At 65.8% G+C, this 17,637-nt stretch carries 13 protein-coding genes; 12 read left to right on the top strand and 1 reads right to left on the bottom strand.

The window, feature by feature from the left end:
- Positions 1–133 precede the first annotated feature (133 nt).
- Positions 134–1,033 carry a LysR family transcriptional regulator gene (locus BME24068_RS17035; protein WP_096506730.1) on the bottom strand — a complete coding sequence of 300 codons (900 nt, stop codon included), beginning with the start codon at positions 1,031–1,033 and terminating at the stop codon, positions 134–136.
- Positions 1,034–1,383: 350 nt separating this feature from the next.
- Here BME24068_RS17035 and BME24068_RS17040 point away from each other — a divergent pair, with 350 nt between their 5' ends.
- From BME24068_RS17040 to rsmG, 12 genes are all read left to right on the top strand, one after another.
- Positions 1,384–3,072: a GMC family oxidoreductase gene (locus BME24068_RS17040; protein WP_174926764.1), complete on the top strand. Its 1,689-nt coding sequence runs from the start codon at positions 1,384–1,386 to the stop codon at positions 3,070–3,072.
- 469 nt (positions 3,073–3,541) lie between these two features.
- A complete protein-coding gene (locus BME24068_RS17045) occupies positions 3,542–4,321 on the top strand; it encodes an ABC transporter ATP-binding protein (protein ID WP_096506728.1) in 780 nt (259 codons plus the stop codon).
- On the top strand, positions 4,318–5,073 hold the full coding sequence (locus BME24068_RS17050) for an ABC transporter ATP-binding protein (protein ID WP_096506727.1): 756 nt from the start codon (positions 4,318–4,320) through the stop codon (positions 5,071–5,073). Before BME24068_RS17045 ends, BME24068_RS17050 begins: the two co-directional genes overlap by 4 nt.
- A gap of 77 nt (positions 5,074–5,150) precedes the next feature.
- Complete coding sequence (locus BME24068_RS17055; protein WP_174926765.1) at positions 5,151–6,350, top strand: ABC transporter substrate-binding protein; 1,200 nt, start codon at positions 5,151–5,153, stop codon at positions 6,348–6,350.
- 114 nt (positions 6,351–6,464) lie between these two features.
- A complete protein-coding gene (locus BME24068_RS17060; protein ID WP_096506725.1) occupies positions 6,465–7,349 on the top strand; it encodes a branched-chain amino acid ABC transporter permease in 885 nt (294 codons plus the stop codon).
- Positions 7,349–8,323 carry a branched-chain amino acid ABC transporter permease gene (locus BME24068_RS17065; protein WP_162826215.1) on the top strand — a complete coding sequence of 325 codons (975 nt, stop codon included), beginning with the start codon at positions 7,349–7,351 and terminating at the stop codon, positions 8,321–8,323. Before BME24068_RS17060 ends, BME24068_RS17065 begins: the two co-directional genes overlap by 1 nt.
- Positions 8,324–9,441: 1,118 nt before the next feature.
- Positions 9,442–10,599, top strand: coding sequence for an ABC transporter substrate-binding protein (locus BME24068_RS17070; protein WP_096506722.1), 1,158 nt, complete (start codon positions 9,442–9,444; stop codon positions 10,597–10,599).
- A 198-nt stretch (positions 10,600–10,797) separates the two neighbouring features.
- The gene (locus BME24068_RS17075; RefSeq protein ID WP_174926766.1) at positions 10,798–11,853 is read left to right on the top strand and encodes a branched-chain amino acid ABC transporter permease; all 1,056 of its coding nucleotides are present in this window, start codon (positions 10,798–10,800) and stop codon (positions 11,851–11,853) included.
- A gap of 4 nt (positions 11,854–11,857) precedes the next feature.
- The gene (locus tag BME24068_RS17080; protein ID WP_174926767.1) at positions 11,858–13,642 is read left to right on the top strand and encodes a branched-chain amino acid ABC transporter ATP-binding protein/permease; all 1,785 of its coding nucleotides are present in this window, start codon (positions 11,858–11,860) and stop codon (positions 13,640–13,642) included.
- Positions 13,642–14,397, top strand: coding sequence for an ABC transporter ATP-binding protein (locus BME24068_RS17085; protein ID WP_096506790.1), 756 nt, complete (start codon positions 13,642–13,644; stop codon positions 14,395–14,397). The genes BME24068_RS17080 and BME24068_RS17085 overlap by 1 nt, the downstream gene beginning before the upstream one ends.
- A gap of 551 nt (positions 14,398–14,948) precedes the next feature.
- Positions 14,949–16,919, top strand: a complete 1,971-nt coding sequence (gene mnmG / locus BME24068_RS17090) for a tRNA uridine-5-carboxymethylaminomethyl(34) synthesis enzyme MnmG (protein WP_096506719.1) — start codon at positions 14,949–14,951, stop codon at positions 16,917–16,919.
- On the top strand, positions 16,916–17,602 hold the full coding sequence (gene rsmG / locus BME24068_RS17095) for a 16S rRNA (guanine(527)-N(7))-methyltransferase RsmG (RefSeq protein WP_096506718.1): 687 nt from the start codon (positions 16,916–16,918) through the stop codon (positions 17,600–17,602). The genes mnmG and rsmG overlap by 4 nt, the downstream gene beginning before the upstream one ends.
- Positions 17,603–17,637 lie beyond the last annotated feature (35 nt).

Here is a 17,637-nt window from a genome sequence, read left to right on the forward strand (position 1 = left end):
CAATCTAGCAAAAAGCTTGCGATGGTGGCGTGACGACGCGGTGACGCGAGGCGGCTCGTCCGTGTCGCAACCGCGGTTGCCCCCCATGCGTCGACGTCCACCGCCCGTCGGCCCGCGGCGCCATCAGCCGCGCTCATGTCGCCCACTGAGTCTCGATCAGCCGCAGCGCCGCCGTGATCGCAGGCTCGTCGCGCCGCTCGGCGAGCGCCACGAACGTCAGTTGGGTCGGCACCGTCACGCGTTCGACGATCGTCAGCGCATGTGCGTGCGCTTCGGCCAGCGCGGTCGAATCGCGCGCGAGCGTCAGCCCGATGCCCGATTTGACGAGATCGAGCATCGATTGCTCCTGGTCGACCTCGGCAACCTTGACCGGCTGCGCGCCGGCCGCCGCGAACACGCGCGACAGCAGCCGGTGATGCGCGGATGCCGGCGGCGTCCAGATCCACGGCAGCGCGGCGAGCGCGCGCCAGTCGTGCGCGCGCTGCACGCGCTCGCGCCAGCCAGCCGGTGCGAGCACGCGATACTGGAAATGCGTGAGCGTGACGGTGTGAAAGAGCGCATCGTCGCGCGGATCGTCCTCGCCGGGCCGGCCGATGTAGTAGCCGACGTCGAGCGCGCGCGCCCGCACCTGTTCGAGCACCCATCCCGACATGCCGTGCCGCAGCGCGGTTTCGACCTGCGGGTAGGTTTCGACCAGCGCGCGCAGGAAGCCGCCGAGCCGCAGGAAGCCCGGATCCAGAATCGTGCCGATCCGGAGCCGGCCGCGCACCTCGTGCCGCAGCGCAGCCGCGGCGCGCGCGACGTCGGCGGCCGCGGCCAGTGCGCGCTCCGCGTGCGGCAGCAGCGTCTGGCCGTCGCGGGTAAGCGCGAGCCCGCGCGACGTGCGCGTGAACAGCGCGACGCCGAGCGTTTCCTGCAGATGCTTGATCTGCAGACTCACGGCCGGCTGCGTTACGTGCAGCTGGGCGGCGGCGCGCGTCAGGTTGCCTTCGCGGGCGACCGTCGCGAACGCGCGGAGCAGGGTGAGATCCATCGTCGTGATATGAGCGCAGCTTATGACGCAGTTCAGCATAACTCATTGGATCGGCGGCCGGCTGCGGGAGTACGCTTCATCGATCGCGTCGCCGGCGACGCACTATGCTGGGAATGAGAGCGGCGCCGCGCCGCGCGTTGGACAACAAGAAGATTGGGGTGGGATACGAGTGAGTGTTGAAGCGCTGACTTCGTCCAGCCACGCCGTGGGATTCGAGTAGGCGTTGAAGCGCTGACTCGGGCCGACCGCCGTGGGGATGGAGTACGCGCTGAAGCGCCAACTCCATCCAGCCACGCCATGGGATCCGAGTAATCGCTAAAGCGCTAACTCGGATCGACAGGAGACATACCGTGACTACTCAACGCACGCTCGAGGGCGAATTCGATTACGTGATCGTCGGCGCAGGCACCGCAGGCTGCGTGCTCGCGAACCGCCTGACCGAGGACCCCGACATCCACGTGCTGCTGCTCGAGGCGGGCGGCAAGGACGACTACCACTGGATTCACATCCCGGTCGGCTATCTGTACTGCATCGGCAATCCGCGCACCGACTGGCTGTACAAGACGCAGCCCGAAGCAGCGCTGAACGGCCGCGCGCTGTCATATCCGCGCGGCCGCGTGCTCGGCGGCTGCTCGTCGATCAACGGGATGATCTACATGCGCGGCCAGCGCGAGGATTACGACAGCTGGGCGGAGGAAACCGGCGACGCCGGCTGGTCGTGGGACAGCGTGCTGCCGGTCTTCAAGCGCAGCGAGGATCACCATGCGGGCGCAAGCGACGCGCACGGCGCGGGCGGCTACTGGCGCGTCGAGAAGCAGCGGCTGCGCTGGGAGATCCTCGAATCGTTCGCGCAAGCCGCGCAGCAGACGGGCATCCCGGCAACCGACGATTTCAACCGCGGCGACAATTCCGGGGTCGGCTATTTCGAGGTGAACCAGAAACGCGGCGTGCGCTGGAATACGTCGAAGGCGTTCCTGCGGCCCGCGATGACGCGCCCGAACCTGACCGTGATCACCGGCGCGCAGGCGCAGCGGGTGGTGTTCGACGGGCGGCGCGCGGTGGGTGTCGAATATCGTGGCGGCGGCACCGATTATGTCGCGCGCGCCCGCGCCGAAGTGCTGCTGACCTCCGGCGCGGTGAATTCGCCGCAACTGCTCGAACTGTCGGGTATCGGCGCGGGCCATCGGCTGCAGGCGCTCGGCATCGACGTCGTGCAGGACCTCCCGGGCGTCGGTGAAAACCTGCAGGATCACCTGCAGCTGCGGATGGCGTATCGCGTCGAAGGCGTGCGCACGCTCAACACGCTGTCCGCGCACTGGTGGGGCAAGCTGATGATCGGCGCCGAATATGCGCTGCTGCAACGCGGGCCGATGTCGATGGCGCCGTCGCAGCTCGGCGCGTTCGCAAAATCCGATCCCGACGATCCGGCGCTCACGCGTCCGGATCTCGAATACCACGTGCAGCCGCTGTCGCTCGAGCGCTTCGGCGAGCCGCTGCACCGTTTCAACGCCTTTACCGCATCCGTGTGCCATCTGCGGCCGAGCTCGCGCGGCAGCGTGCATATCGCCAGCCCCGATTCGGCTGTCGCACCCACGATCGCGCCGAACTATCTGTCGACCGATCACGATCGCCATGTCGCCACGAACGCGCTGCGACTCACGCGCCGGATCGCGTCCGCGCCGGCGCTCGCGCGCTACCGTCCGCAGGAGATCCTGCCGGGCACGCAGTATCAGACCGAAGCGGAACTGATCGAAGCGGCGGGCGCCGTGGGCACCACGATCTTCCATCCGGTCGGCACTTGCCGGATGGGCCGCGCGGACGACGATCGCGCGGTAGTCGACAGCCGGCTGCGTGTGCGCGGCGTCGCCGGACTGCGGATCGTCGACGCATCGGTGATGCCGTTCATCACGTCCGGCAACACGAATTCGCCGACGCTGATGATCGCGGAGCGCGCGAGCGACATGATCCGCGCCGATCGTCGCGCATTGCGCGAAGAAGCGACGCAGGTGCGAACGGAAGCGGTGGCGACGGCGGCGTGACGCCGCGCCGACCGATGCTGACAGGCGCTGACATGCACGACAGCGGGTGGTCATCCCGGCGCCTGCTGATTCGCTATGCGAAGCAACTTGCGCGCCGCGCCCGGTTGCCGTGCTCGACGGAATGAATCGTGCGAGCCGCGCATCGAGCGCGGCTTTTTTCGTGCGGTGTGGACGCACGGGTGCAGCGCGATGCGCACCATCGCCGATGATGCACCAGCCAAAAAAAACGCGTCGTGAACCGTGCACAGCGGCGCCCCGTATGGCGGCCAGCCCTATAAGTGCAAATCCCGATGATTGCACTGCACCAACGGGGCGACAATGTTGCGCAGCATGCATACGCATCGGCGCGGGAGACCACCCTCGACGCGTAGCACGGCGCCCGGGGGCAGTCCGCTCATCCGCTGACCCGTTCGCGGTCGCTTGCGCGAATCTTCCCCGGTGCTTCGCCCGACTTCGTACGGAAGGGAACATGATTCTCGGCGACACGATTCTGGAAACACGTGGACTAACGAAGGAATTCAGGGGCTTCACCGCCGTGAATGGCGTCAACCTGCGTGTGCGACGCGGTGCGATTCATGCGCTGATCGGACCGAACGGCGCAGGCAAGACCACCTGCTTCAACCTGCTGACCAAGTTCCTGACGCCGACGGCTGGTCAGATCGTTTTCAACGGGATCGACATCACCGACGAGCGGCCCGCACAGGTTGCACGCCGCGGCATCATCCGTTCATTCCAGATCTCGGCGGTATTCCCGCACCTGACCGCGTTGCAGAACGTGCGCATCGGCCTGCAGCGCGCGCTGGGCACCGAATTCCATTTCTGGCGCAGCGAGCGCACGCTGCGGCGCCTCGACGATCGCGCGATGGACCTGCTCACGCAGGTCGGTCTCACCGATTTCGCGCATGTGCCGACCGTCGAGCTCGCCTACGGCCGCAAGCGCGCGCTCGAGATCGCGACGACGCTCGCGATGGAACCCGAACTGATGCTGCTCGACGAGCCCACGCAGGGGATGGGCCACGAGGACGTCGACCGCGTGACCGCGCTGATCAAGAAGGTCGCGAACGGCCGCACCATCCTGATGGTCGAGCACAACATGAACGTGATCGCGGGCATCTCCGACACGATCACCGTCCTGCAGCGCGGCGAAGTGCTGGCCGAAGGCTCGTATGCGGAAGTATCGAAGAATCCGCTCGTGATCGAGGCATACATGGGCAGCGCCGACGCGGCGCTCGCGGGGGCGCACGCATGAAGCGCAGCGAACGGGAGGAACGCGAATTGAGCGGTGTCGAAAGCGGCACGCCCGCGCTGGAGATCACGGGCCTCGAAGCCTGGTACGGGGAATCCCACATATTGCACGGTGTCGACCTGAGCGTTCATCGCGGCGAGGTCGTCACGCTGCTCGGCCGCAACGGCGCGGGCCGCACGACGACGCTGCGCGCGATCATGGGACTCACGGGCCGCCGCAGCGGCTCGATCAAGGTCGCGGGCAACGAGACGATCGGCCTTGCGACACATCGCATCGCGCATTTCGGTGTCGGCTACTGCCCGGAGGAGCGCGGGATCTTCTCGAGCCTGTCGTGCGAGGAGAACCTGATGCTGCCGCCGCCGATCGGGCCGAGCGACCATGCGATGTCGCTCGACGAGATCTACGCGATGTTTCCGAACCTCGCCTCGCGCCGGCAGAGCCAGGGCACGCGGCTGTCAGGCGGCGAACAGCAGATGCTGGCGGTCGCGCGGATCCTGCGTACCGGCGCGAACCTGTTGCTGCTCGACGAGATTTCCGAAGGCCTGGCGCCGGTGATCGTGCAGGCGCTCGCGCGGATGATCGTCGCGCTGAAGGCGCGCGGCTACACGGTGGTGATGGTCGAACAGAATTTCCGCTTCGCCGCGCCGCTCGCCGATCGCTTCTACGTGATGGAGCATGGCCGCATCGTCGAGCATTTCCGCGCGGCCGAACTGGAAGGCAAGATGCCGATCCTTCACGACCTGCTTGGGGTGTGACGCCGCCCCGTTTCCCTTGCCGCTAGCCGTGGCGGCCCTCGAACAACCACAACGCATCAGAACAACAGGAGACGTCAATGAAAATGAAGACCCTTGCGCACGCGTGTCTCGCACTCGCCACTGCAACGCTGACCGCCGGCGCCGCACACGCCGCGGACAGCGTGAAGATCGGCTTCATCACCGACATGTCGGGGTTGTACGCGGACATCGACGGGCAGGGCGGCCTCGAGGCGATCCGGATGGCGGTCGCCGACTTCGGCGGCAAGGTGCTCGGCAAGCCGATCGAGGTCGTCTATGCGGATCACCAGAACAAGGCGGACATCGCCGCGTCGAAGGCGCGCGAGTGGATGGACCGCGGCGGGCTCGACCTGCTGGTCGGCGGCACGAACTCCGCGACCGCGCTGTCGATGAACCAGGTCGCGGCCGAGAAGAAGAAGGTCTACATCAACATCGGCGCGGGCGCCGACACGCTGACCAACGAGCAGTGCACGCCGTACACGGTCCACTACGCATACGACACGATGGCGCTCGCGAAGGGCACGGGGTCGGCGGTGGTGAAGCAGGGCGGCAAGACGTGGTTCTTCCTGACCGCCGACTATGCATTCGGCAAGGCGCTCGAGAAAAACACGTCGGACGTCGTGAAGGCGAACGGCGGCCAGGTGCTCGGCTCGGTGCGGCATCCGTTGTCGGCGTCGGACTTCTCGTCGTTCCTGCTGCAGGCGCAGTCGTCGAAGGCGCAGATCCTCGGCCTCGCGAACGCGGGCGGCGACACGATCAACGCGATCAAGGCCGCGAAGGAATTCGGCATCACGAAGACGATGAAGATCGCCGCGCTGCTGATGTTCATCGACGACGTGCACAGCCTCGGCCTCGAGACGACGCAGGGCCTCGTGCTGACCGACAGCTGGTACTGGAACCGCGACGCGGCGTCGCGCCAGTGGGCGCAGCGCTACTTCGGCAAGATGAAGAAGATGCCGTCGAGCCTGCAGGCGGCCGACTATTCATCGGTGACGACCTACCTGAAGGCGGTGCAGGCCGCCGGCACGACCGACTCCGACAAGGTGATGGCCGAGCTGAAGAAGATGAAGATCAACGACTTCTACGCGAAGGGCACCATCCGCCAGGACGGCAGCATGATCCACGACATGTACCTGATGGAAGTGAAGAAGCCGTCGGAATCGAAGGAGCCGTGGGACTACTACAAGGTGCTCGCGACGATTCCGGGCGACCAGGCGTTCGGCACCAAGCAGGAATCGCGCTGCGCGCTGTGGAAGTAAGCGCGACGTAGCGGCGCGCGGCGGCGGCCGCAGCGATGCGCCCGCTGCGCCGCCTGCGTGCGCGACGGCTTGAACGTTGCGCACGCAACGAAACTCATTCTGATGGCTAAGTCGATGGAAATCTTTGGCATTCCGTTGCCGGCGATGCTCAGCCAGTTGCTGCTCGGGCTCGTCAACGGCTCGTTCTACGCGATCCTGAGTCTCGGGCTCGCGGTGATCTTCGGGCTGCTCAACGTGATCAACTTCGCGCACGGCGCGCTGTTCATGCTGGGCGCGATGCTCGCGTGGATGGGGTTGTCGTACTTCGGGTTGCCGTACTGGGCGATGCTCGTGCTCGCGCCGCTGATCGTCGGCGCGTTCGGGATCGTGATCGAGCGGACGATGCTGCGCTGGCTGTACAAGCTCGATCATCTGTACGGACTGTTGCTCACGTTCGGCCTCACGCTCGTCGTCGAAGGCGTGTTCCGGTCGATCTACGGCTCGTCCGGGCAACCGTACGACGTGCCGTCGCAGCTGTCCGGCGCGACCAATCTGGGCTTCATGTTCCTGCCGAACTACCGCGCCTGGGTGGTCGTCGCGTCGCTCGCGGTGTGCCTCGCAACGTGGTTCGTGATCGAGAAGACGCGGCTGGGCGCCTATCTGCGCGCGGGCACCGAGAACCCGAAGCTCGTCGAGGCGTTCGGCGTGAACGTGCCGATGATGATCACGCTCACCTACGGGTTCGGCGTCGCGCTCGCGGCGTTCGCGGGCGTGCTGGCCGCGCCGGTGATCCAGGTGTCGCCGCTGATGGGCCAGCCGATGATCATCACCGTGTTCGCGGTGGTCGTGATCGGCGGGATGGGCTCGATTCTCGGCTCGATCATCACCGGCTTGCTGCTCGGCGTGATCGAGGGCTTCACGCGGGTGTTCTATCCGGAAGCGTCGGCCACCGTCGTGTTCGTGATCATGGCGATCGTGCTGCTGATCCGCCCGGCGGGCCTGTTCGGCAAGGAAAAATGATGCAGAGAAAAGTGCTCTACGGCGTGCTGCTCGCCGCACTGCTCGCCGCGCCGTTCATCGGCGCGTATCCGGTCTTCGTGATGAAGGTGCTCACGTTCGCGCTGTTCGCGGCCGCGTTCAACCTGCTGATCGGCTATACGGGGCTGCTGTCGTTCGGCCACGCGATGTTCCTTGCGACCGCCGGCTACGCGACCGGCTATGCGATCCAGACGCTCGGCTTCACGCCGGAGCTCGGCGTGCTCGTCGGCACGTTCGCCGCGACGCTGCTCGGGCTCGTCGTCGGCCTGTTCGCGATCCGCCGGCAGGGCATCTATTTCGCGATGATCACGCTCGCGTTCGCGCAGATGGTCTACTTCATCTACCTGCAGGCGCCGTTCACCGGCGGCGAGGACGGCCTGCAGGGCGTGCCGCGCGGGCGTCTGTTCGGCTTGCTCGACCTGTCCAGCGACATGACGCTGTACTACATCGTGCTCGCGGTGATCGTCGCCGCGTGCGCGTTCATCGTGCGGATCGTGCACTCGCCGTTCGGCCAGGTGCTCGTCGCGATCAAGGAGAACGAGGCGCGCGCGATCTCGCTCGGCTACGATACCGACCGCTTCAAGCTGCTCGCGTTCATCCTGTCGGCCGGGCTCGCGGGGCTGGCCGGTTCGCTGAAGGTGCTCGTGCTCGGCTTCGAGACGCTGTCCGACGCATACTGGACGATGTCGGGGCTCGTCGTGCTGATGACGCTCGTCGGCGGGATGGGCACGCTGTTCGGGCCGCTGCTCGGCGCGGCGCTGATCGTCGCGCTGGAGGATCGCCTCGGCGACATCGGCGAATGGCTCGCGTCGACCACCGGCATCGGCTGGTTCCACTCGCTGGGCGAGTCGGCGACGATCGTCACGGGGCTCATCTTCATCGCATGCGTGCTGGCGTTCCGGCGCGGGATCGTCGGCGAGATGGTCGCGCGGATCAAGCCGCTCAGGCCGTCCTGAAAGCGGGGGGCCGGGCGTTGCGGCGCGTTGATGCGAAGCACCATCCGGCGCGCCCGGAAAGGGCATCGCGGCCGGCTCTGGCCGGCGTCGCGCGGCAAGGCTGGTGCCCCAATTTCGTGCGGCGATGCACCATAGGGGTAAATGCTAAGTTGTCGCGGGATGAAAGCTCCTTTAATCTTCGTTTCAGTTCTGATGCACCGCGAAACGAATTTGCAGGTGGAGAACGAGGAGACAATCGAGGCACAAAGTGCCCGGACCCCAAAGCGCTGTTGGACGGAATCCAACAGCGCTTTTTCATTTGTGTGCGCGAATTACCTTCAATGGTGCAGCGGCCGGCGTCGCAGGTTCGCGACCGCGTCGGTATCCCGCATCTCTCCGGGTGCTCGCCCGTCCCCCCGTTCTTCCCCTTTCCCGCAAGCACGTCGCGGCTGGCGCGCGGCCACGCGCATGCCGTTCGGGCTTACCCGGTTGGCGTGCGCAAAAAGCGTCCGTTACACTCGGCTTTCGCCGACCGGGCGGTCGGGAAAATCGGTCGGCAGTTCTCCTACAAGCAGAATGCAGAAGAGGGAGCACGGTTGGATGAGAAGCGCAGGACGAATGGTCGGGGCAGCAGGGGCGGCTGGAGCCGCTCGTTCGTGTTCGGGGGTGCCTGGGTATATCCCGGCTGTCGCGAACCGTCCTGCGGCGGGTATGCGCGTTCTGGCGCGATTTGCCCGCACGACCGTCGCGCCGCTCGTTGTATCCGCATCCGAATGCGCGATCGCCCGCGCATGAGCGGCCGCTTTTCCTGTCTTGTGCCGTCGGCGAGCGTGGTCGAGCCGTGCCAGGTCTGCGCATCTTTCCCTGATCGTTGCGTCCGCAACGTCATCTTTTCCGGCTTTCTTCATCCTGGCGACATTGCGGCCACGCATCGTGGCGGTCGCACGACTGTTGCGGCCGCGAAGCGGCACGTGCGTGCGCGGTGCCGATGCCGGCAGAGGTTCGTCGCGGCGGCGTTTCACGGGAAAACGAGCGTAGGCAGCGGCACAGCGAGATACTTAAAATATTAACTTGTTTGATGACCGGGAGCCGCCCGAGCGACCCGCGGATTTTTCGAGCAGCGTTTGGAGACAACATAAATGAAGATGAATCGATGGATGGAGGCCGTGCTTGCCGTGGGCCTCGTGTGTGCGTCGGCAACGGCGTCGGCACAGGTGAAGATCGGCGTCACGCTGTCGGCCACCGGCCCGGCCGCGTCGCTCGGGATTCCGGAAAAGAACACGATCGCGCTGCTGCCGAAGGAAATCGCCGGCAAGAGCGTGCAGTACATCGTGCTCGACGATGCGTCCGACACGAGCCGCGCGGTGCAGAACGTGCGCAAGCTGATCGACGAGGATCATGTCGACGCGATCATCGGTTCGTCCGTCACGCCGAACTCGCTCGCGATGCTCGACCCGGTGTCGCAGGGCAAGACGCCGACGATCTCGCTCGCGGCGAGCGCGCAGATCATCGCGCCGATGGACGCGAAGCGCGCGTGGATGTTCAAGGTGCCGCAGAACGACCAGCTGATGGCCGACGCGATCGCCGGCTACATGGCCAAGCACGGCGTGAAGACGATCGGCTTCATCGGCTTCGCCGACGCGTACGGCGACAGCTGGTACAACACGTTCAACGCGGCGGCCGCGAAGAACGGCCTGAAGGTCGTGTCGAACGAGCGCTACAACCGCACCGACGCATCGGTGATGGGGCAGGTGCTGAAGCTGATGAGCTCGAATCCGGACGCGGTGCTGATCGCCGGTTCCGGCACGCCGGCCGCGCTGCCGGCCAAGACGCTGAAGGAGCGCGGCTACAAGGGCAAGATCTACCAGACGCACGGCGTGGCGAACAACGACTTCCTGCGTGTATGCGGCAAGGATTGCGAAGGCGAGATCCTGCCGGCCGGCCCGGTACTCGTGACCGACCAGCTGCCCGATTCGAACCCGGTGAAGAAGCCGGCGCTCGCGTACAAGGCCGCGTACGAGAAGGCGTATGGCGCGGGTTCGCTGTCGACGTTCGGCGGGCATGCGTGGGATGCGGGGCTGCTGCTGCAGCGCGCGATTCCCGACGCGCTGAAGAAGGGCCAGCCGGGCACCGAAGCGTTCCGCGAGGCGCTGCGCGCGTCGCTCGAGAGCGTGAAGGATCTGCCCGTGTCGCATGGCGTGATCAACATGACGCCGACCGATCACAACGGCTTCGACACGCGTGCGCGCGTGATGGTGCAGATCGTCGACGGCAAGTGGAAACTGCAGGCCGAGTAAGCATCACGTGAAACCGGCGTGCACGGCGCGAACGGCGCCGCGCACGCCGTCGGCGGCGCAGGGCCTCGCGGCCCGCATTCGCGCCGCATGGAACTTCCGGGAAGCCCCCGCGCGGCGCCTGTACTCCGGTCCTGCCGTCCACGCGCCCGGGCCGCTCCCGTCGCCGTTTCTCCGCAGCATTCTCGATACACGAAACGTATGGATCTCTCGATTGCGGCGATCCTCGCGCAAGACGGCATCACGACCGGCGCCATTTATGCATTGTTGTCGCTGGCGCTCGTGCTGGTGTTTTCCGTCACGCGGGTGATCTTCATTCCCCAGGGCGAATTCGTCGCCTACGGTGCGCTGACGCTCGCTGCGTTGCAGGCGCAAAAATTTCCCGCCACCTGCTGGCTGTTGTTCGTGATGGGCATCGCGTGCTTCCTGCTGGAAGTCGGCGGGCTGGTCCGCCATCGCGAGCGCCGCCATCAACTCGGCCGCACGCTCGCGACGCTCGCCAGCCGCTACGTCCTGCTGCCGCTGGCGGTGTTCGCGATCACGCGCGGCGTCGCCGCGCAGCCGTTGCCGATGCTCGCGCAGATCGCGCTCACGCTCGCGATCGTCGTGCCGATGGGGCCCTTCATCTATCGGCTCGTCTATCAGCCGATCGCGGAAGGCACGACCTTGCTGCTGCTGATCGTATCGGTCGCCGTCCATTTCGCGATGGTCGGCCTCGGGCTCGTGATGTTCGGTGCGGAAGGTTCGCGCACCAACGGATTCGCCGATGCGTCGCTGGCGATCGGCAGCATGACGGTGTCGGTGCAGAGCATTCTCGTGGTCGTGACCGCGCTGGTGCTGATCGGCGCGCTCTATGTGTACTTCGGCCGCACGATCGCCGGCAAGGCGCTGCGCGCGACGTCGGTGAACCGGCTCGGCGCGCAGCTGGTCGGCATCGGCACGACCGCGGCGGGGCGGCTCGCGTTCACGCTGGCGGCGGGGCTCGGCGTGCTGTCCGGCATTCTCGTCGGCCCGCTGACGACGATCTATTACGACTCCGGTTTCCTGATCGGCCTGAAGGGCTTCGTCGGCGCGATCATCGGCGGCCTCGTCAGCTATCCGCTCGCGGCCGCCGGCTCGCTGCTCGTCGGCGTGCTCGAATCGTATTCGTCGTTCTGGGCGAGTTCGTACAAGGAAGTGATCGTGTTCACGCTGATCATCCCGGTGCTCCTGTGGCGCAGCTTCGCGACGCCGCATGCGGAAGAGGAAGAGGAGTGACGCGATGAAGACGATCGTACGCAACAAGACCTTCTGGGTGTTTCTCGTGGTGCTGTTCGCGCTGCCGGTGCTGCCCGGCGCGGTGCAGGTGCCCGAATACTGGATCACGCTGCTGAACTACATCGGCCTGTACGCGATCGTCGCGATCGGGCTGGTGCTGCTGACGGGCGTCGGCGGGATGACGAGCTTCGGGCAGGCCGCGTTCGTCGGCATCGGTGCCTATGCGACCGCGTTCCTGACGACGCAATACGGCGTGTCGCCGTGGCTCGCGCTGATCGTCGGCGTCGTATTGACGGCGCTCGTCGCGCTCGTGCTCGGCGCGGTCACGATGCGGCTGTCCGGACACTTCCTGCCGCTCGGCACGATCGCGTGGGGCCTCGCGCTGTTCTATCTGTTCGGCAACCTCGAACTGCTTGGCAAGTACGACGGGATCAACGGGATTCCGGCGCTGAACCTGTTCGGCATCGAGCTCGACAGCGGCCGCAGCCTGTACTTCCTGATCTGGGCCGTCGTGCTGGCCGCGATCGTGTCGGTGCAGAACCTGCTCAACAGCCGGCCCGGCCGCGCGATCCGCGCGCTGCGCGGCGGCGGCGTGATGGCCGAGGCGATGGGCGTGAACACGGCATGGATGCGCGTCGTGATCTTCGTCTACGCGGCCGTGCTCGCGGCGGTGTCGGGCTTCCTGTACGCGCACCTGCAGCGCGCCGTGAACCCGACCCCGTTCGGCCTGAACCACGGGATCGAATTCCTGTTCATGGCCGTGGTCGGCGGCGTGTCGCATGTGTGGGGCGCGGTGCTCGGCGCGGCGATCCTCACCGTGCTGCAGGACTACCTGCAGACGCTGCTGCCGAAGCTGCTCGGCTCGGAAGGCAACTTCGAGATCATCGTGTTCGGCGTGCTGATGGTGCTGCTGCTCCAGTACGCGCGCCAGGGCGTATGGCCGTTCGTCGCGAGGCTGTTTCCGCGCGGGCCGCGTGCGCACGTGCCCGAACATGCCGATCCGTTGCCGCAGCGCGGCAAGCCTGTGGCGGGCGAGCCGCTGCTCGTGGTCGACAACGCGCGCAAGCAGTTCGGCGGGCTGGTGGCGGTCAACGACGTCAGCTTCGACGTGAAAGCGGGGCAGATCATCGGGTTGATCGGGCCGAACGGCGCCGGCAAGTCGACCACGTTCAACCTCGTGACCGGTGTACTGCAGCCGACCGGCGGCACGATCACGTTCCGCGGAGAACGGATCGACGGGCTCACGTCCCGCCAGATCGTGCGGCGCGGCATCGGCCGGACGTTCCAGCACGTGAAGCTGCTGCCGACGATGACGGTACTCGAGAACGTCGCGATCGGCGCGCACCTGCGCGGCCGGACGGGCGTGTGGCGCAGCATCGCGCGGCTCAATGCGCATGAGGAAGCACAGCTGCTCGCCGAAGCCGCGCGGCAGATCCGCCGCGTCGGGCTGGAAAAGCACATGTACGACGAAGCAGGCAGCCTCGCGCTCGGCCAGCAGCGCATCCTCGAAATCGCACGCGCGCTGTGCTGCGACCCGACGCTGCTGCTGCTCGACGAGCCGGCCGCCGGGCTGCGTTACCAGGAGAAGCAACAGCTCGCCGACCTGCTGCGGCGCCTGAAGGCCGAGGGGATGAGCGTGTTGCTCGTGGAACATGACATGGATTTCGTGATGAATCTCACCGACCGGCTGGTGGTGATGGAATTCGGCACGCGCATCGCGGAAGGGCTGCCGCAGGACGTGCAGCAGGACCCGGCGGTGCTCGAAGCGTATCTGGGCGGGGTGGAATGATGACGGACACGACGATGCCGATTCTCGAAGTACGCGGGCTGGCGGTCCGGTATGGCAAGGTCGAGGCGCTGCACGGTGCAGCGATCAAGGTCGAAGCAGGGCAGATCGTCAGCGTGATCGGCCCGAACGGCGCCGGCAAATCGACGCTGCTGAACGCGATCATGGGTGCGCTGCCGGTGACCGGGCATGCGTCGGGCGCGGTCGTGTATCGCGGCAACGACGTCGGCGCGTTGCCGGTCGAGCAGCGCGTTGCACGCGGGATGTGCCTCGTGCCGGAGAAGCGCGAGCTGTTCAGCACGATGACGGTCGAAGACAACCTCGTGCTGGGTGCGTACCGCCGCAAGCTGGCGGGCGAATCCGGCTTTCTGGATCAGCTTGATCCTGTATTTGCGTTGTTTCCGCGGCTCAAGGAGCGGCGCAAGCAGGCCGCCGGCACGCTGTCGGGCGGCGAACGGCAGATGCTCGCAGTTGGCCGTGCGCTGATGGGCAAGCCGGATCTGCTGATGCTCGACGAGCCGAGCCTCGGGTTGGCACCGCTGATCGTGAAGGAGATCTTTCATATCATCAGCGCGTTGCGCGGCACGGGCGTCGCGACGCTGCTGATCGAACAGAATGCACGGGCCGCGCTGCAGATCTCCGACTATGGCTATGTGCTGGAGACGGGCGAGTTTGCGCTCGAAGGGCCGGCGGCCGAGTTGGCGCAGAATCCGCGTGTGATCGAGACATACCTAGGGTTGGCGAAGAAAACGGCTTGATGATCAGGGCGGTTGGCGGGAAACGGGCGGCGTGTTTCACGTGAAACACGCCGTTTTTGTTTTTGGGCAAGGGGCGATTGGGTTGCGTTGGGGCTGCTCGGGGCAGGGGATAAGTGCCGAAGGAATAGTCGGAAGCGCTGTGATAAACGGGAAAGGGATGGTTCGTGGTGCAGTGTGTGTCGCACAGAATCGCAAGAGTCAGGTGCCCGGGAGGGCTACGCCGCCGCGTGTTGCGCGGCACAGTGGATAAGTATCGGGCGACGAATCGGAAATACTGTGAGGAGAGTGCGGAGGGTGGCGTTCGCTCCATTCCGCCTTACCCGGTTGCTGATTTCGCACAGCGTGACGATGTGCAGTGAGATGGCGGATGCGCGGCCGGAGCAGGGCTCAGCCTCACAGTTCGGCCACTTGGCAGGCAAAAAGACAAAAAAACAGCGAAACGAACCGACCCTACCATTCGGACGGTCTTCGGGAGAAAAGCGAACCCGCTATAATTCGGCCCATACATTTCTCAGATAGGTTCGTGCGCAGCTCTGCGTACGGAATCCACCATGCTTTTTCCCACAGAATTTGACGTCATCGTCGTCGGTGGCGGTCATGCCGGCACGGAGGCTGCGTTGGCATCCGCGCGTATGGGCGCGAAGACGCTGCTGCTGACCCATAACATCGAAACGCTCGGACAGATGAGCTGCAATCCGTCGATCGGCGGCATTGGCAAGGGCCATCTGGTCAAGGAAGTCGACGCGCTTGGCGGCGCGATGGCGGCCGCGACGGACGAGAGCGGTATTCAGTTCCGGATCCTCAATTCGTCGAAGGGGCCGGCTGTGCGTGCGACGCGCGCACAGGCCGACCGTATCCTGTACAAGGCCGCGATTCGCCACCGGCTCGAGAACCAGCCGAACCTGTGGCTGTTCCAGCAGGCCGTCGACGACCTGATGGTCGAAGGCGACCGCGTGGTCGGCGCCGTTACGCAGATCGGCATCCGCTTCCGCGCACGCGCGGTGGTGCTGACGGCCGGCACGTTCCTCGACGGCAAGATCCACGTCGGCCTGAACAACTACACGGGCGGGCGCGCGGGCGATCCGGCGGCCGTGTCGCTGTCGGCGCGGCTGAAGGAGCTGAAGCTGCCGCAGGGGCGCCTGAAGACCGGTACGCCGCCGCGTATCGATGGCCGCTCGATCGACTTTTCGAAGCTCGACGAGCAGCCGGGCGACCTCGATCCGATCCCCGTATTCTCGTTCCTCGGCCGGGCAGAGCAGCATCCGCAGCAGTTGCCGTGCTGGGTCACGCACACGAACGAGCGCACGCACGACATCATTCGCGGCGGCCTCGACCGTTCGCCGATGTATACAGGCGTGATCGAAGGCGTCGGCCCGCGTTATTGCCCGTCGATCGAGGACAAGATCCACCGGTTCGCGTCGAAGGAATCGCACCAGATCTTCCTGGAGCCGGAAGGGCTGACGACCAACGAGTTCTATCCGAACGGGATTTCGACGAGCCTGCCGTTCGACGTGCAGCTCGAGCTCGTGCACTCGATGCGCGGCCTCGAGAACGCGCACATCCTGCGCCCTGGCTATGCGATCGAGTACGACTACTTCGATCCGCGTGCGCTGAAGGCGTCGCTCGAGACGAAGGCGATCAACGGACTATTCTTTGCGGGCCAGATCAACGGCACGACCGGCTATGAAGAGGCTGCGGCGCAAGGCCTGCTGGCCGGCCTGAACGCCGGTCGTTATGTGCAGGAGAAGGACGCATGGTGCCCGCGGCGCGACCAGGCTTACCTGGGCGTGCTGGTCGACGATCTCGTCACGCGCGGCGTGGCCGAGCCGTACCGGATGTTCACGAGCCGCGCCGAATACCGCCTGAGCCTGCGTGAAGACAACGCCGACATGCGCCTGACCGAACTGGGCCGCGAACTGGGTCTCGTCGACGACGTGCGTTGGGATGCGTTCAGCCGGAAGCGTGACGCTGTTTCACGTGAAACCGAACGACTGAAGTCCACGTGGGTCACGCCAAAGACGCTGCCGCCGGAAGAGGCGGCCGCGTTGCTCGGCAAGGCGATCGACCACGAGTACAGCCTTGCCGAACTGCTGCGCCGTCCGGGCATTAGCTACGACGGTGTGTGCGGGCTGAAGGGCGGCGAGTGCGGCCCCGCGGAGCCGCTCACGGACGATCCGGTGCTGCTCGAGCAGATCAAGGAGCAGGTCGAGATCGGCATCAAATACCAGGGCTATATCGAGCGTCAGGCGAGCGAGATCGAACGCAACGATGCGAACGAGAACACGCGCCTGCCAGACGGAATCGACTATCGCGAGGTGCGAGGCCTGTCGTTCGAGGTGAGCCAGAAGCTCAACGAGTTCCGGCCGGAAACGATCGGCCAGGCATCGCGTATCTCGGGCGTCACGCCGGCTGCGATCTCGCTGCTGATGGTGCACCTGAAGCGCCGTGGTCTTGGCCGTCGTAACGGTACCGCTGCAGAGGCGACCGAGCAGGGGGACGGCACCGTCCCGACGCAACAATGACGGCGCGTCGCGCGCCGGCGGTTAATCGGGACGTACTTGAAGGGATGCTCGTCGACGGCACGGCTGCGCTCGACATCGCATTGACGGATGCGCAACGCAACCAGTTGCTCGACTACGTGGCGCTGCTCGGCAAGTGGAACGCGGTCTACAACCTGACCGCGATCCGCGACCCGAAGCAGATGCTGATCCAGCACATCCTGGATTCGCTCTCCATCGTCCCGCATCTGCGCGGCCGGGCGTCGGCGCGTGTGCTCGACGTCGGTTCGGGCGGCGGGTTGCCCGGTATCGTGCTGGCAATCGTGCAGCCGGAATGGCATGTGACGCTGAACGATATCGTGCAGAAGAAGTCTGCATTCCAGACCCAGATGCGTGCGGAGCTGAAGCTCTCGAACCTGTCGGTCGTCACTGGCCGGGTCGAATCGCTGCAGCCGGGCGTCGAAGTGCCGGAAAAATTCGACATGATCGTATCCCGCGCTTTCGCGGATCTGTCCGATTTCGTTAAACTTGCTCGACATCTCGTCGCGCCCGGCGGCTCGATCTGGGCAATGAAGGGTGTGCACCCGGACGACGAGATCGCCCGGCTGCCGGAGGGGAGTCGTGTGAAGCGGACGATGCGGCTGGCGGTGCCGATGCTCGATGCCGAACGGCATCTGATCGAAGTCACGGTCGCCGAAGCGAATTGAGGGCGCGCGGTAGCGCGCCATTTGTTTGAAGTAAG

The organism is Burkholderia anthina (genome assembly GCF_902498995.1).
In the GTDB taxonomy this organism is placed as follows: Bacteria; Pseudomonadota; Gammaproteobacteria; order Burkholderiales; family Burkholderiaceae; genus Burkholderia; species Burkholderia anthina.

Coding starts and splice junctions, on each gene's coding strand:
- BME24068_RS17045 (WP_096506728.1), top strand. CDS start 3,542: ATGATTCTCGGCGACACGATTCTGGAAACACGTGGACTAACGAAGGAA.
- BME24068_RS17070 (WP_096506722.1), top strand. CDS start 9,442: ATGAAGATGAATCGATGGATGGAGGCCGTGCTTGCCGTGGGCCTCGTG.
- rsmG (WP_096506718.1), top strand. CDS start 16,916: ATGACGGCGCGTCGCGCGCCGGCGGTTAATCGGGACGTACTTGAAGGG.
- mnmG (WP_096506719.1), top strand. CDS start 14,949: ATGCTTTTTCCCACAGAATTTGACGTCATCGTCGTCGGTGGCGGTCAT.
- BME24068_RS17060 (WP_096506725.1), top strand. CDS start 6,465: ATGGAAATCTTTGGCATTCCGTTGCCGGCGATGCTCAGCCAGTTGCTG.
- BME24068_RS17035 (WP_096506730.1), bottom strand. CDS start 1,033: ATGGATCTCACCCTGCTCCGCGCGTTCGCGACGGTCGCCCGCGAAGGC.
- BME24068_RS17065 (WP_162826215.1), top strand. CDS start 7,349: ATGCAGAGAAAAGTGCTCTACGGCGTGCTGCTCGCCGCACTGCTCGCC.
- BME24068_RS17080 (WP_174926767.1), top strand. CDS start 11,858: ATGAAGACGATCGTACGCAACAAGACCTTCTGGGTGTTTCTCGTGGTG.
- BME24068_RS17055 (WP_174926765.1), top strand. CDS start 5,151: ATGAAAATGAAGACCCTTGCGCACGCGTGTCTCGCACTCGCCACTGCA.
- BME24068_RS17050 (WP_096506727.1), top strand. CDS start 4,318: ATGAAGCGCAGCGAACGGGAGGAACGCGAATTGAGCGGTGTCGAAAGC.
- BME24068_RS17075 (WP_174926766.1), top strand. CDS start 10,798: ATGGATCTCTCGATTGCGGCGATCCTCGCGCAAGACGGCATCACGACC.
- BME24068_RS17085 (WP_096506790.1), top strand. CDS start 13,642: ATGACGGACACGACGATGCCGATTCTCGAAGTACGCGGGCTGGCGGTC.